Origin of the sequence: Burkholderia sp. 9775_39 (assembly GCF_015712225.1) — a bacterium.
Taxonomy (GTDB): Bacteria; Pseudomonadota; Gammaproteobacteria; order Burkholderiales; family Burkholderiaceae; genus Burkholderia; species Burkholderia cenocepacia.
On sequence record NZ_JACCQC010000010.1, the window covers coordinates 56,460 to 71,428 of the forward strand.

15 protein-coding genes are annotated in these 14,969 nt (G+C 68.2%); 11 read left to right on the forward strand and 4 right to left on the reverse strand.

What is annotated here, in order from left to right:
- The first annotated feature begins 74 nt into the window (after positions 1–74).
- The 4 genes from H0X90_RS15595 (at position 75) to H0X90_RS15610 (ending at position 3,259) form a co-directional block, all read left to right on the forward strand.
- Positions 75–890: an IclR family transcriptional regulator gene (locus tag H0X90_RS15595; RefSeq protein ID WP_006482582.1), complete on the forward strand. Its 816-nt coding sequence runs from the start codon at positions 75–77 to the stop codon at positions 888–890.
- Between the two features lie 89 nt (positions 891–979).
- Complete coding sequence (locus tag H0X90_RS15600) at positions 980–1,618, forward strand: TetR/AcrR family transcriptional regulator (protein WP_034203221.1); 639 nt, start codon at positions 980–982, stop codon at positions 1,616–1,618.
- 45 nt (positions 1,619–1,663) lie between these two features.
- Positions 1,664–2,647 carry an MDR family oxidoreductase gene (locus H0X90_RS15605; protein ID WP_006482573.1) on the forward strand — a complete coding sequence of 328 codons (984 nt, stop codon included), beginning with the start codon at positions 1,664–1,666 and terminating at the stop codon, positions 2,645–2,647.
- A 33-nt stretch (positions 2,648–2,680) separates the two neighbouring features.
- Positions 2,681–3,259, forward strand: a complete 579-nt coding sequence (locus tag H0X90_RS15610) for a peroxidase-related enzyme (RefSeq protein ID WP_006482604.1) — start codon at positions 2,681–2,683, stop codon at positions 3,257–3,259.
- A gap of 118 nt (positions 3,260–3,377) precedes the next feature.
- On the opposite strand, the gene H0X90_RS15615 is transcribed toward H0X90_RS15610, so the two are convergent.
- Positions 3,378–4,721 (reverse strand): serine hydrolase, encoded by a 1,344-nt coding sequence (locus H0X90_RS15615; RefSeq protein ID WP_077188696.1) that lies wholly within the window; start codon positions 4,719–4,721, stop codon positions 3,378–3,380.
- 236 nt (positions 4,722–4,957) lie between these two features.
- Here H0X90_RS15615 and H0X90_RS15620 point away from each other — a divergent pair, with 236 nt between their 5' ends.
- Complete coding sequence (locus H0X90_RS15620; protein WP_034203219.1) at positions 4,958–5,869, forward strand: LysR family transcriptional regulator; 912 nt, start codon at positions 4,958–4,960, stop codon at positions 5,867–5,869.
- Positions 5,870–5,897: 28 nt separating this feature from the next.
- Here the strand turns inward: H0X90_RS15620 and H0X90_RS15625 are convergent, their stop codons facing one another.
- Entirely contained in the window at positions 5,898–6,773 is an 876-nt protein-coding gene (locus H0X90_RS15625; protein WP_077188697.1) for an SDR family NAD(P)-dependent oxidoreductase, read from the reverse strand.
- A gap of 153 nt (positions 6,774–6,926) precedes the next feature.
- Complete coding sequence (locus H0X90_RS15630; protein ID WP_006482593.1) at positions 6,927–7,505, reverse strand: TetR/AcrR family transcriptional regulator; 579 nt, start codon at positions 7,503–7,505, stop codon at positions 6,927–6,929.
- Between the two features lie 202 nt (positions 7,506–7,707).
- On the opposite strand from H0X90_RS15630, the gene zwf reads away from it, so the two are divergent.
- On the forward strand, positions 7,708–9,183 hold the full coding sequence (gene zwf / locus H0X90_RS15635; protein ID WP_006482600.1) for a glucose-6-phosphate dehydrogenase: 1,476 nt from the start codon (positions 7,708–7,710) through the stop codon (positions 9,181–9,183).
- 69 nt (positions 9,184–9,252) lie between these two features.
- Here the strand turns inward: zwf and H0X90_RS15640 are convergent, their stop codons facing one another.
- Positions 9,253–10,194 (reverse strand): LysR family transcriptional regulator, encoded by a 942-nt coding sequence (locus H0X90_RS15640; protein ID WP_006482606.1) that lies wholly within the window; start codon positions 10,192–10,194, stop codon positions 9,253–9,255.
- Between the two features lie 101 nt (positions 10,195–10,295).
- On the opposite strand from H0X90_RS15640, the gene H0X90_RS15645 reads away from it, so the two are divergent.
- The 5 genes from H0X90_RS15645 to H0X90_RS15665 all read left to right on the forward strand — a co-directional run bounded on the left by H0X90_RS15645 (position 10,296) and on the right by H0X90_RS15665 (position 14,961).
- Complete coding sequence (locus H0X90_RS15645) at positions 10,296–11,498, forward strand: MFS transporter (RefSeq protein WP_006482611.1); 1,203 nt, start codon at positions 10,296–10,298, stop codon at positions 11,496–11,498.
- Between the two features lie 29 nt (positions 11,499–11,527).
- Positions 11,528–11,851, forward strand: a complete 324-nt coding sequence (locus H0X90_RS15650) for a hypothetical protein (RefSeq protein ID WP_006482596.1) — start codon at positions 11,528–11,530, stop codon at positions 11,849–11,851.
- Positions 11,852–11,867: 16 nt separating this feature from the next.
- Positions 11,868–12,818, forward strand: a complete 951-nt coding sequence (locus H0X90_RS15655) for an LLM class oxidoreductase (protein WP_062885018.1) — start codon at positions 11,868–11,870, stop codon at positions 12,816–12,818.
- Between the two features lie 151 nt (positions 12,819–12,969).
- A complete protein-coding gene (dkgB, locus tag H0X90_RS15660) occupies positions 12,970–13,776 on the forward strand; it encodes a 2,5-didehydrogluconate reductase DkgB (protein ID WP_077188713.1) in 807 nt (268 codons plus the stop codon).
- A 69-nt stretch (positions 13,777–13,845) separates the two neighbouring features.
- Positions 13,846–14,961, forward strand: a complete 1,116-nt coding sequence (locus H0X90_RS15665) for an alkene reductase (RefSeq protein ID WP_062910206.1) — start codon at positions 13,846–13,848, stop codon at positions 14,959–14,961.
- Positions 14,962–14,969: the final 8 nt, after the last annotated feature.

Below are 14,969 nucleotides of genomic sequence, written 5' to 3' on the forward strand. Positions count from 1 at the left end.
GCATTGCGTAATCGCAGGACTGGGGTAAACCTTGGCGGTCCGCCGTCGGCGGCCGTCGGGCTAGAATCCGCCGTATGAAAAAAATCACCGGAACGAAACAGACCGCACCCGCCGAGCGGGACCGCAGGCAACGCGTTCAATCCGCGTCGACCGGCCTTCTCGTGCTGAAGGAACTGGCGGCATCGGGCGGCCGCGCGACGCTGACCGCGCTCGCGGCACGGCTCGACGAGAATCCCGCGAAAGTGCACAGATATCTGGCGAGCCTGATGGAAGCGTCGTTCGTCACGCAGGATCGCGGCACGCAGCAGTACGTGCTCGGACCGCAATGCATCTCGATCGGGCTCGCCGCGATGCGGATGGCCGACCCGATACGACTCGCCGAGCCGTCGCTGGTGCGCCTGCGCGAGCGCCTCGAAGTGACGTGCTTCGTCGCGATCATGGGCAACCGCGGGCCGACGATCATGCGGTTCGAGGAGCCCGGCCTGCCGGTGACGGTCAACGTGCGCGCGGGCTCCGTCATGTCGTTGCTGTGGTCGGCGACGGGCCGGTTGTTCCTCGCGCTGCTCGACGAACCTCGCGTGCGGAAACTCGCGGAAGAAGAGCTTGCATCGGCGCCGGCCGAATTGCGCGCCCAGCTCGACCGACGCGATCCGGTCGGCAAATTGCAGCGCGAGATCCGCGCGGCCGGCCTCGCCAGCGTCCGCGACACGAACCTGAAGGGCATCAGCGCGGTGTCGGCAGCGCTATTCGACGCAAACGGGCATATGTGCGGCGCACTCACCGCGCTGGGCGCCACGGGCGGCTTCGACGCGTCGATCGACGGGCCGGTCGCGACGGCGCTGCGCCACGAGGCCACGCTGATCAGCGCCGAGCTCGGGTACACGGGCTGACCCCGTCGCCGCTACGGCGTCCGCGGATCCGCCCGGACGCCGGCTCGCCCTCCGCTTGATTTTTGAGACGAACGGTCTATTATTCGGCCATGGACACGCGCACCGCTCCGCCGCGCCGCCGCGGCCGGCCACCCAAGCAGCACGACGACCTCGTCGCCACGCGCGACATGCTGCTGCGCACCGGGCTCGAGATCCTCACCGAAAAGGGCTTTTCGGCCACCGGGCTCGACGAGATCCTCGGGCGCGCCGGCGTGCCGAAAGGCTCGTTCTATCACTACTTCGACAGCAAGGAAGCGTTCGGCCTCGAACTGATCGACCGCTACGCCGAGTTCTTCGCCCGCAAGCTCGACCGCCATTTCAGCCAGCTGGAACGCTCGCCGCTGGCGCGCGTGCGCGCGTTCGTCGACGACGCCCGCGACGGCATGGCCCGCCATGCGTACCACCGCGGCTGCCTGATCGGCAACCTCGGCCAGGAAATGGGCACGCTGCCGGAAAGCTTCCGCGCCCGTCTGCGCGCCACGTTCGAAGATTGGCAACACCGCCTCGCCGAATGCCTGGCCGCCGCGCAGCAGGCGGGCGAACTGGCGGATGCCGCCGACCCCGCCGAGCTGGCCGCATTCTTCTGGATCGGCTGGGAAGGCGCCGTGCTGCGCGCGAAGCTCGAACGCAGCGACCAGCCGCTCGCGCTGTTCGCGCAGTTTTTCTTCAATGGATTGCCTCGCCGCTGAATTTTTTTACCATTAACTAGACGATCGGTCTAGAAAGGAGGACGGATGTTCCAGGGCATCGTGATCGACAAGGACGAGACCGGCCAGCACGTGAGGCTGCACACGCTGGACGACGCGCAGTTGCCGGCCGGCAACGTGACGATCCGCGTGGGCTATTCGACGCTGAACTACAAGGATGGGCTGGCGATCACCGGCAAGAGCCCGGTCGTGCGCAAGTTCCCGATGGTGCCGGGCATCGACCTGGTCGGCGAAGTCGAAGCGAGCACGCACCCGGATCACCGTCCGGGCGACCGGGTCGTGCTCAACGGCTGGGGCGTCGGCGAAACGCACTGGGGCGGCCTCGCGCAGAAGGCGCGGGTCGACGGCGACTGGCTGGTGCCGCTGCCGTCCGCGTTTTCGCCGCAACAGGCGATGGCCATCGGCACGGCCGGCTACACCGCGATGCTGTGCGTGATGGCGCTGGAACGGCACGGCGTGCGGCCGGACGACGGCGAGATCGTCGTGACCGGCGCGGCCGGCGGCGTGGGCAGCGTCGCGACGGCCCTCCTGGCGCGACTCGGATACCGGGTCGTCGCCGTGACGGGCCGCCCGGCCGATGCCGACTATCTGCGGCAACTCGGCGCGGCCGAGATCCTGGATCGCGCGTCATTCAGCGTACCCGGCAAGCCGCTCGGCAAGGAACGCTGGGCCGGCGCCGTCGACGTGGCCGGCAGCCACGTCCTCGCCAACGTGTGCGCGACCACGCGCTACCGCGGCGTGGTGACGGCCTGCGGCCTCGCCGCCGGCATGGACTTCCCCGCGACCGTCGCGCCGTTCATCCTGCGCGGCGTCACGCTCGTCGGGATCGACAGCGTGATGTGTCCGCGCGCCGAGCGGCTGGAAGCCTGGCGCCGGCTCGCGTCCGATCTCGACGTCGAGAAGCTGGGCGCCATCGGCCATCAGGTCGGCCTGAGCGACGCCATTCCGCTGGCGGCGGAACTGATCGACGGCAAGGTGCGCGGCCGCATCGTCGTCGACGTCAATGCCTGATCGCCCTTCGTGCCACTTTATCCAGGAGACCTCATGACTGCTCCAGACAACGCCCCCGTCAGCCGCTTTCCCGTGCCGGCGCTCGAAGACCTGCCCGACGACATTCGCGCACGCATCGCGGCCGTCCAGGAAAAATCGGGCTTCGTCCCGAACGTGTTCCTCACCCTCGCGCACCGCCCGGACGAGTTTCGCGCGTTCATGGCGTACCACGACGCGCTGATGGACAAGCCGGGCAACCTCAGCAAGGCCGAACGCGAGATGATCGTCGTGGCCACCAGCGCCGCGAACCAGTGTCAGTACTGCGTGATCGCGCACGGCGCGATCCTGCGCATTCGCGCGAAGGACCCGCTGATCGCCGACCAGGTCGCCACCAACTACCGCAAGGCCGACCTCACCGCGCGCCAGAAGGCGATGCTGGACTTCGCGATGAAGGTGTCGCAGGCCGCGCATCAAGTGGGCGAACCAGACTTCGACGCGCTGAAGACGCACGGCTTCACCGAAGACGACATCTGGGACATCGCGGCGATCTCGGCCTTCTTCGGGATGTCCAACCGCCTCGCGAACGTGACGAACATGCGGCCCAACGCGGAGTTTTACGCGCTGGGCCGCTGACGGCCTCGAGCGCGGCGAGCGCCACCTCGTCGCTACGGAAAGCCGGCGTACACGCGTCCGGCCTTCCGTGCGTTGCGGCAGGAAATGCGCCGCGACCGGATGGCCGCGACACGCGCGTTCAATCCCGCAGTTCCCGCGCGATCGCGCTGTAGAACACCGACGCTTCGAGCGGCAGCGTATCGAACGACGGCTCCGCCTTCGGCCACGTCGACCATTGCACGATCACGAGATGCTCGGCGCGATTGACCATGATGACCTGACCGAAGATGCCGAGCGCCCACAGCGAACCGCGCAACGACGCCGCGGGCGTCGGGTCCGTGCCCTTCGCATCGACCGGCACCGCGTTGTTCCACCACTGGTAGCCGTAGATGCCGTCGGGATGCCCGGCCGACACCGACTGCCGCGCCTGCGTCCAGTCCGACGCCTGGTCGAGCCAGCCGTCCGGCAAAATCCGCGTGCCGTCGGGCAGCTTGCCGCCACCCAGCACGAATTCGCCGAAGCGTCCCCAGTCTTCCAGCGTCGCATTGAAGCCGTGCGCGCCGACGTCGTGCCGCCCTGCGCGATACGCGTGCCACACACCGTCGCTCGCCATCCCGTACGGCTTCCAGATCGTCTTTTCGAGATAAGCGGCGAGCGACATGCCGGTCGCGCGCTCGAGCACGTCGCCGAGCAGCCACGCACCGCCGGAACTGTACGACCAGGTCTGCCCGGGCGGATGCGCGCGACCGAGCCCCTTGACCAGCGTGCGCACGCACGCGTACGTGCCGGGCCGCGCCTCGCATTGCGTGAGCTTCGCGAAATCGGAGTCCGGATTCGTGTAGCTCTCGTTCCACGCGACGCCGGACGTGTGCTGGATCAACTGCTTCAGCGTCACGCCGTCCCACGCGGTGCCCTTCAGGTCCGGCTCGTAATCGGTCACGCGATCGTCGAGCGACTTGATCTTCCCTTCCCGCAACGCGACACCGACGAGCGTCGACACAACCGACTTGCCGACCGAGCGCGACGTCCACAACGTCGTATCGGTGTTGCCGTCGCCCAGATACTTGTATGCGATCTTGCCGTCCTTCAGCACCAGCAGGGCGGCCACGTCCTGATGCTTCAGGTAGTCCTTCAGCGTGTAGCGCTTGCCGTGCACTTCGTACGACACGTCGGTCAGCATGCGGGCGGCATCGACCAACGGCGTGGCCGCGCGATGGTGGAACACGTCGCCCGGATAGTTGCGATAGTCGTTGCGAAAGCCGATCACGCGATCCGGCTGGCTCCACGTCAGCATCCGCTTCGGGTCGGGCAGCGTCGCGTCGAACGGCGCGGGGCACGTGGCGAGCGCGACGCTGCCGCACGTCGCGGCGGCCGGCGCCGCGGCAGACGACGCGACTTGCGCGAACGACGCCGTCGCCGCGCTGCCCGCGACGACCGCCGCCGCGAGCGCGATGCCGAATGAACGATCGAACCTCGGTTTCATGGGTGTCCTTGTCGACGATGTCCGGTCGCGCCTGCGCAAGAAAGTTTCCGCCGCACGGCCCGAACGTTTCAGAGGGCGGCGCCATCGTCACCGGCGTCCGACGCGCGGCATACGCGCGTCGATCACGCCCACGGCGGCTCCCGCATCGCGCCCTCAAAACCAGTATCGAGTGCGCGCGTCGACGAGGCAAAACGGCACATGTGGGAAAATCCCCCGCATCCGCCGGAAGGGACATCATGGGCGCACTGACTTACTCGCTCGCGCAGATCGAGGCGTTCGCGTGCATTGCCGAACACGGCAGCATCACGAAGGCCGCCGCGCATCTCGGCAAGGACCGCTCGACCGTCAGCGAGCTGCTGGAATTCTTCGAAATCGAACTGGGCTTTGCGCTGTTCGCGCGCAGTGGCCGGTCGCTGTCGCTGACGTCGGAGGGCGAGCGCCTGCAACGCCAGGCGCGCCTGCTGCTGCGGCAGGCGCAGGCGTTCGGCGCCGCGGCGAAAGGCGTGCCGTCCGGCATCGCCGACGCGATCCGCATCGCCTACGATCCGTTCGTGCCGCGCACGCTGCTGCATGCGCTGATCGACGATCTCGCCGCGTCGGGCATCGACGTCAGTACCTGGAGCGCGTCGCGCGACGAAGCCGAGGCGGCGCTCGTGTCCGGCGCCGCGCAGGTCGCGATCAGTCTCGCGCGCAACCGGTTCGTCGCGGCCGAGCTCGAATGGCGGGCGGTCGGCGCGATCGAGATCGGCTTTTACGCGTCGGCCGACCTGTTTCCGGCCAACGGGCTGCCGGTCACGGTCCCCGCGCTCGCCGCGAAGCCGCAGGTCGTGATGCACCGCTCGCTGGGCACGCAGTTCGCGCAACTGCTGCAGGTCTCGGACCGGCTCGTGTACGCGAACGAACTCGAAACCGTGCGTCACCTGCTCCAGCACGGCCATGGCTGGGGCTTCCTGCCGACGCATTTCGACGCCGGGCGCTGGCCGTCCGTCACGCGCATCGACACGGAGGTCGGGCACGGCAGCCTCGTCCATTCGATCGTCGCGGTGTGGAAACCCGGCACGTGGAACCCGTCGCCGATCCTCGAAGCGATCGACGCCGCCGGCGCGGCATGGGAGAAAGCCGCGCAGCGGCAGCACGGCGCGCGCTGAACGCCACGCGCCGGGCTGCCGACCGCCGTTACTCGATCGCCTTCAACGCATCGAGCCCGTCCGGCAGCTTCGCGTCCGGAAACTGCGTCGACAACGTGGCGTCCCGCCACCGCGCCGCCTCTTCCGCACGCTGTCGCTCCGCCTGCTCGCAGACGAACAGCGCATCGCCGCCGAGCAGCAGGCGCAGCGGCACGTCGTCGCGGCGCGACAGGTCGACGATCAGCGCCGCGATGCGTGCGGGGTCGCCGATTTCATGGCCGCCATACGCGCCGAGCAGGTCGAGAATCTTGCCGACCGACGGCTGATAGTCGGGCAGCAGATCGTCGAGGCCGCGCTTCGCCCGTGCGGCCCATTCGGTACGCATCCCGCCCGGTTCGAGCGTGCACACCCGCACGCCGAACGGCGCGACTTCCTTCGCGAGCACGTCGCTGAACCCGCCGACCGCCCACTTGGCGGCCTGATACGCGGACAATCCGGGCGTCGACGTGCGCCCGCCGACCGACGACACCTGGAAGATGTGCCCCGCACGCTGCGCGCGCATCATCGGCAGCACCGCGCGCGTGAGGTTGATCACGCCGAACAGGTTCGTTTCGATCTGGTCGCGGAAAGCGTTGGCGCTCATCTGCTCGAACGGCGCGGTGTGGCCGTAGCCCGCGTTGTTCACCAGCACGTCGATGCGGCCGAACGCCGCGCGTGCCGCCGCGACGGCCCGCGCGGCCGCCGCTTCGTCGGTGACGTCGAGTTCGACCGGCAGCAGCCGGTCGCCATACCGTTCGGCCAGATCGGCCAGTCGCGCCGGATCGCGCGCGCCGGCCACCAGCCGGTCGCCCGCCGCCAGCACCGCTTCCGAGATCGCTCGCCCGAGGCCGCGTGCGGCCCCCGTTACCAACCAGACTTTCGACATTTTTTGCTCCTTGAGCGTGATGAAACGATGAAAATGAATGATTACTCACTCATTAATGTGGGCGATGTGTCGATCATCCATGACTTGCATCGCCCGGCTTGAAACGCGCTACCCGTCGTCGCGCCATGCGCCGCCACGACGACGAACCTCGACTCACACCGCGTGCAACACGGCCCACAATGCGCGAAACCCGGCTTCCCGGTACGCATCGGCCCGCGCCGGATCGCGCGCGATCGACTCCATCGCGGTTTCCGCGATCGACGTAAACAACGCCGCGCAGAACGCATGCGCTTCGTCGCGGTGCAGCGCGCCCGACGCGGCGACCTGCTCGCGCAGCAGTGCACCGATCCCGCCGAAGCCTTCCGAGCCGGCCGCCCGATGCGCGTCGTCGATGCGGCCGCTCACGCCCAACTGCCGCAGCGCGCGCCGGCCGTCCGGATTCGCGACACCCCACGACACATAGCCGTTCCACGCATGCCGCACGGCCTGCTCGGCCGGCGCGTGTTCCGGAAAACCGGTCATCATCGCGTCGCGCAGGTCGGCCTTCAGGCTCAGGTACAGCGCGTTCAGTAACGCATCCTTGGTCTCGAAATAGGTGAACACCGTGCCTTCCGCGACGCCGGCGAGCTTCGCGATGCGCGCGGTCGTCGCGCTCGCGCCGTCCTCGGCGAGCGCGCGCGCGGCCGCGGCGAGGATGGCTTCGTGCTTGTCGGGACTGCGCGGTCGGGCCACGTTCGATTCCTTTAATGAGTGAGCGCTCAATCATAATCAAGCGGCCGACAGGAATGCAAGCCTTGTTACATCTGGGGGGAACGCATACGCAATCCATCAAAACGGTGCACTATTAGCGTTTTGCCGTACCGGCGCCGGCCATCCGGCGCCCGATGCCCTCGACGTTCGTTTCACGTTCACCGTTTCAAACCGCGAACCTCCCATGACGAATCAGCCTTCCCAGACCGCGGCCGACCGGCCCGTCGACATGATCATCTTCGGCGGCGGCGGCGACCTGGCCGCCCGCAAGCTGTTGCCCGCGCTGTACATGGCGCACCTGCACTGCAATCTTCCGCCCGAGACGCGCATCATCGCCGTCGGTCGACGCGACTGGGGCATCGACGGTTATCGCAAGTTCATGGACGAGCAGTCGCGCCCGTTCATCGACGAGAAGGCGTTCGACGCCGACGCGTGGAGCCGCTTCCTCGACCTGTTCAAGTACGTGCTGATCGACGTGAACGCGCCGGACGACTACCAGCGGCTCGCCGAAGCGGCGCGGAGCGAGGCGGTCCGCGTGTTCTACCTGTCGACGTCGCCGGAGCTGTTCACGACGATCTGCGACAACCTGTCGGCCGCGCACCTCGTCGACGCGCACTCGCGCGTCGTCCTCGAAAAGCCGCTGGGCCACGATCTCGCGTCCGCGAAGGCGATCAACGACGCGGTCGGCAAGCACTTCGAGGAATCGCAGATCTATCGGATCGACCACTATCTCGGCAAGGAAACCGTGCAGAACCTGATGGTGCTGCGCTTCGGCAACCCGATCTTCGGGCCGCTGTGGCAGGCGCCGAACATCCGCAGCGTGCAGATCACGGTGGCGGAGACGGTCGGCGTCGGCAGCCGCGCGGGCTTCTACGACCATACCGGCGCGCTGCGCGACATGGTGCAGAACCACCTGCTGCAACTGCTGTGCATCGTCGCGATGGAGCCGCCCGTGTCGCTCGACCCGGATGCGGTGCGCGACGAGAAGCTGAAGGTGCTGCGCTCGCTGCGGCCGATGTCGCTGTCGGACGTCGCGCGCGACACGGTGCGCGGCCAGTACACGGCCGGCGCGGTCGACGGCCAGCCGGTCAAGGGCTATCTCGAGGAGGACAACGTGCCGGCGGACAGCCGCGCGGAAACCTTCGTCGCGCTGCGCGCGCACATCAACAACTGGCGCTGGGCGAACGTGCCGTTCTTCCTGCGCACCGGCAAGCGGCTGCAGCGCCGCCAGTCGGAAATCGTGATCGAGTTCGCGGACATGCCGTTCTCGATCATCCCGACCGGTCCGCGCAATTACGGCAACCGCCTCGTGATCCGGCTCCAGCCGGAAGAGTCGATCCAGTTGCAGATGCTCGCGAAGGAGCCGGGCAGCGGGATGAACATGGTGCCGGTGAGCCTGAACCTCGACCTGCAGCAGGCGATTCCGGAACGGCGCGCGGAAGCGTACGAGCGGCTGCTGATCGACGTGATCCGCGGCCGCCTCACGCACTTCATGCGCCGCGACGAACTCGAAGCCGCGTGGTCGTGGGTCGAGCCGATCCTCGACGGCTGGAAGCAGCTCGGCGACCGGCCGCGCCTGTACACGGCCGGCACGTTCGGGCCCGCGGCTTCGTCGGCGCTGCTCGCGCGCGACGGGATGTCGTGGGCCGAAGAGGCGTAATCGCACGCGACGGCGTGCCGCCGCGCGGCACGCCCGTTCCCGACGGGCAGCCCCACCTGCCCTGTATCGCTACTGCGGCACCATCCACGCGGCCTTGCGCCGCGCCGGCGCATCGCCGCCGCTGCCGCCGCCCAGCACCTCGATCAGGTAGTCGACGAACGACGCGATCCGCGACGAAATCGCGGTATTGCGGTAGTACACCGCGTGAATCGGCTGCTGGACGTCGAGCGTCTGGCGCGCGAGTACCTGCGCGAGCCGCCCCGCCTCGCGATCCCGCGCGGTCACGAAATCGGACAGGCAGACGACGCCCGTGCCCTCCAGCGCAAGCTGCCGCAGCGTTTCGCCGCTCGACGAATACACGTCCGGCTCGATGCGGCACGCTTCGCCGTCCGCGCCGAGGATCGGCCATACGTTCAACGATTCGGGCTGCGTGAAGCCGAGCAGCGTGTGCTTCGCGAGATCCTCGACCTTGCGCGGCTGGCCATGCGCTTCGAGGTACGCGGGGCTCGCGAGCATGCGTACCCGGCTGTTGCCGATCCGCCGGCTGTGCAGCGTCGAATCCTTCAACCGGCCGATCCGGATCGCGACGTCGGTGCGCCGCTCCAGCAGGTCGGTGATGCCCTCGTTGCTGTTCAGTTCCAGTTCGACCTTCGGGAAGCGTTCGCGGTAGCCGCGCACGAGCGGCACGATCACGTGCAGCATGAACGGCGTCGCGGCGTCGACGCGCAGGCGTCCGGACGGCATCTCGCGCCGCGCGAGCATCTGCTCTTCCGCACTCTCGACCGATTCGATGATCGCGCGCGCGTCCTGCAGGAATGCGCGCCCCTCTTCGGTCAGTTCGAGCCGGCGCGTGGTCCGGCGCAGCAGCGTGGTCTTCAGCTTTTCCTCGAGCCGCGCGAGCGTGCGGCTCGTCGCCGACACGGTGAGGTCGAGTTGCTGGGCGGCCGCCGTGATCGAACCGGTGTCGACCACGGCGGTAAAGGCCTGGAGTTCGTCGAGGGTGGTTTTCATTGTTGACTTGAAATCAAAACAATTTGGTTTATAGACCAGTTTTTCAGCAAAAGTAAAGCCGGCACACTGCGATCCATTCCTACTGAAACCCGGATCCCGTCATGCCACTCGCGTTGCTCGCGCTGACCATCAGCGCCTTTGCCATCGGCACCACCGAATTCGTGATCGTCGGGCTGATCCCGACGATCGGCGCCGATCTCGGCGTCAGCCTGCCGTCCGCCGGCCTGCTCGTCAGCCTGTATGCGCTGAGCGTCGCGATCGGCGCGCCGCTCCTCACCGCGCTCACCGGCCGCGTGCCGCGCAAGGCGCTGCTCGCCGGGCTGATGGCGCTCTTCACCGTCGGCAACCTCGTCGCGTGGCAGGCGCCCGGCTACGAATCGCTGATCGTCGCGCGCATCCTCACCGGCCTCGCGCACGGCGTGTTCTTCTCGGTCGGCTCGATCATCGCGACCACGCTCGTGCCGAAGGACAAGGCCGCCAGCGCGATCGCGACGATGTTCAGCGGGATGACCGTCGCGTTCGTCGCCGGCATTCCGCTCGGCACCTTCATCGGCCAGCACTTCGGCTGGCGCGCGACGTTCCTGATCGTCGCGCTGTTCGGGCTGGTCGCGTTCCTCGGTGCGGTCGCCTTCGTGCCGCGCGGGTTGCCGCAGACGCCGCCGGCGCCGCTCGCCCGTCAGCTGCGCGTGCTGGCCCAGCCGCGCCTGCTGCTCGTCTATGCGATGACGGCCGTCGGTTACGGCGGCTCGCTGATCGCGTTCACCTATATGGCGCCGCTGCTCGAACAAATCGCCGGCTTCACGCCGTCGCAGGTCAGCCTCGTGCTCGTCGGCTACGGCGTCTCGGTCGCGGTCGGCAACGTGTGGGGCGGCAAGCTCGCGGACGCCGTCGGCCCCGTGAAGGCGCTCAAGCGGATCTTCCTGCTGCTCGCGATCGTGCTGCTCGCGCTGACCTTCACGATCCACGTGAAATGGCTCGCGGTGCTGACGATGCTCGCGTGGGGCGCCGTGGCGTTCGGCAACGTGCCGGGGCTGCAGGTGTACGTCGTCAAGCAGGCGCGCCACTTCGCGCCGGACGCCACCGACGTCGCATCGGGCTTCAACATCGCCGCCTTCAACCTCGGCGTGGCCGGCGGCTCGTCGCTCGGCGGCCTGATCGTCGCGAACGTCGGCCTCGGCCACACGCCGTGGATCGCCGCCGTCGTCACGCTCGGCGCCTTTGCGCTCACCGCGCTGAGCGGCCGTCTCGACCGCCGCCACGGGCTGCCGGAACGCACGGCCGAACCCGTCGAACTCGCCCATTGAACGTCACTTTTTTGCAGGAGCTACCCAGCATGAACGCATCGACCCAACGTCCGCCGTTCGCCGGCAAGACCTTCGAAGTCCGTTACGACGGCCTCACCGCGCTCAACGCGTACGACGAGGACGGCCGCCACATGCGCTACGCGATCACCGAAGGCCCGTACGCGGGCGCGAAGGGCGAAGTCGAATACACGTGGCAACGCATCGCCGGCGAGACCTACGCGATCTCGTGGCAGGAAGCCGATCGCGCGACCGTCGTGCATATCGACGACTTCGCCGCCGGCACGTCGCGCTCGTTCTTCACCGCGGCGTCGCTCGACTTCTACCGCCTCGACGGCAGCCTGCGCGCGGTCTGAACGGAGCAACCCGATCATGTCCACCTCCCTCGACAAGCTCGCCGCCGGCGGCTTCAGCATCGGCATCGAACTGCCGCTCGACAACGACTGGACCCCGTCCGGCAACGCCAAACGCCGGCATGACGGCCGCCACGCCGGCGTGCCCGACCTCGGCATCCACGCGGAGCTCGCGCAACTGGCCGACACGCTCGGCTTCCGCGCGCTCTGGGTGCGCGACGTGCCGGTGTACGACCCGTCGTTCGGCGACGCCGCACAGGTGTTCGAAACGTTCTCGTATCTCGGCTACCTCGCCGGCATCACGCACGACATCCTGCTCGGCACCGCGGCCGTCGTGCTGCCGCTGCGCGAACCGCTGCTGACGCTGAAATCGGCCGCGACGATCCAGGAGCTGAGCGGCGGGCGCCTGCTGCTCGGCGTCGCGAGCGGCGACCGGCCGGTCGAATATCCGCTGTTCGGCCGCGACTTCGCGTCGCGCGGCGCGAACTTCCGCGACCAGATCGCGCTGCTGCGCGACGGCGCGCGCGGGCATCTGCCGCCCGGCCTGGAAATGCTGCCCGCGGCCCGTTCGCCGGTGCCGCTGCTCGTCGCGGGCCTCGCCCAGCAGACGCCCGCGTGGATCGGCGAGCACATGGACGGCTGCCTCGCGTATCCGGGCACGCCGGCCGACCACCTGCAACGCGCCGCGAACTGGCGTGCGGTGGCGGGCGACAAGCCGTACGTGAGCTTCATCCATCTCGACCTCGCGGAAGATCCGCACGAACCGCTGCAGCGGCACCGCTTCGGCGCGCGCGCGGGGCGCATCGCGCTGACGGAGGAACTCGCGGCGATGCGCGATGCGGGCGTGCAGCACATCGGCCTGCATTTTCGCCGCAACCAGCGGCCGCTCGACGAGACGATGGCCGAGATCGCATCGGACGTGCTGCCTGCGTTCCATCCGAAAACGAATCCACGGACGCTCGCCGCATAAGACCGGCGAGCACCTTCAGATAGGCGAATGGCCGATCAATATTTGATTTCAAATCAAATATTTTTGACCTCTAAAGGCGTTTATTTCATCAGTCTCAAGCGCCAGAATGACTTCCATACCGCAATCGTTCCAACTCTTTCAGGAGCACATGATGAGCAAGATTCCCGCATTCGGCCTCGGTACCTTCCGCCTGCAAGGCCAGGTCGTCATCGACTCGGTCCGCAACGGCCTCGACGTCGGCTACCGCGCGATCGACACCGCGCAGATCTACGGCAACGAAGCCGAAGTCGGCGAAGCAATCGCCGCATCGGGCGTACACCGCGAAGACCTGTTCCTCACGACGAAGATCTGGGTCGACAACTACGCGCCGGAGAAACTGGCGGCCAGCCTCGAGGACAGCCTGCGCAAGCTGCGCACCGACGTCGTCGACCTGACGCTGATCCACTGGCCGGCCCCGGGCAACGGCGTGTCGATCGACGCGTTCATGACCGCGCTGGCGGACGCGAAGGCGAAGGGTCTCACGCGCCAGATCGGCATCTCGAACTTCAACATCGCACTGACGAAGGAAGCGATCGCGGCCGTCGGCAAGGATGCGATCGCGACGAACCAGATCGAACTGAGCCCGTACCTGCAGAACCGCAAGCTGGTCGAGTTCCTGAACGCCGAAGGCATTCACGTGACGTCGTACATGACGCTCGCGTACGGCAAGGTGCTCGGCGACCCGGTGATCGGCGCGATCGCGCAGCGTCACGACGCAACGCCGGCGCAAGTCGCGCTCGCGTGGGCGCTGCAACTCGGCTACTCGGTGATTCCGTCGTCGACCAAGCGCGAGAACCTCGCCAGCAACCTGCTCGCGCAGACGCTGCGCCTGACCGACGAAGACATGGCGCAGATCGCCGCGCTCGAACGCAACGGCCGCGAAGTCGACCCGGCCGGCCTCGCGCCGAAGTGGGACTGAGCGCGCCGCGCCTTCATCCGATATGACCCGTCCGCGGCCCGCAGGCCGCGGCACCGACAGGACACCATCATGACCCAGGACCCGCTGTTCCAACCGCTGCAATTCGGCGCGCTGACGCTGCCGAACCGCATCGTGATGCCGCCGATGACGCGCTCGCGCGCCAGCCAGCCCGGCGACGAAGCCAACGAACTGATGGCCGCGTACTACGCGCAGCGCGCGAGTGCGGGCCTGATCGTCAGCGAAGGCACCTACATCGCGCCGCTCGGCAAGGGCTACGCGTGGACGCCCGGCATTCACACGCCGTCGCAGGTCGCCGGCTGGCGCAAGGTGACGGACGCCGTGCATGCCGCGCACGGCCGCATCTTCGCGCAGCTGTGGCACGTCGGCCGGCTCAGTCACACGAGCCTGCTCGGCGGCCAGCAACCGGTATCGTCGTCGTCGCTCCAGGCGAAGGGCGTGAACGTGTTCGTCGCCGGTGAAGACGGCAGCACGCCGGGCTTCGTGCAGGCGTCCGAGCCGCGCGCACTGTCGATCGACGAGATCCGCGAGATCGTCGGCCAGTACCGCGCCGCCGCCCGCCATGCGATCGAAGCGGGCTTCGACGGCGTCGAGCTGCACGGCGCGAACGGCTACCTCGTGAACCAGTTCATCGACTCGAACGCGAACACGCGTACCGATGCGTACGGCGGCTCGCTGGAAAACCGGCTGCGGTTCCTGCGCGAAGTCACGCAGGCGCTGATCGACGGCACCGGCGACGCGTCGCGCGTCGGCATCCGCCTCGCGCCGCTGACCACGCTGAACGGCTGCGTCGACGACGATCCGGAAACCACCTATCTCGCCGCCGCGAAGCTGCTCGGCGAACTCGGCGTCGGCTACCTGCACATCGCGGAAGCCGACTGGGACGACGCGCCGCTGATGCCGGTCGCGTTCAAGCAGCAACTGCGCGCGGCGTACCCGGGCGTGCTGATCTATGCCGGCGCATACACCGCCGAGCGCGCCCGCGAAGCGATCGCCGCCGGCTGGGCCGACCTCGTCGCCTTCGGCCGCCCGTTCGTCGCGAACCCCGACCTGCCCGAGCGGCTGCGCACCGGCGCCGCGCTCGCGCCGCACGATCGCAACACGCTGTTCGGCGGGGGCGCCCGAGGCCTGACCGACTATCCGACGCTCGCGCAAGCCGCGGCGTAACACGCTAC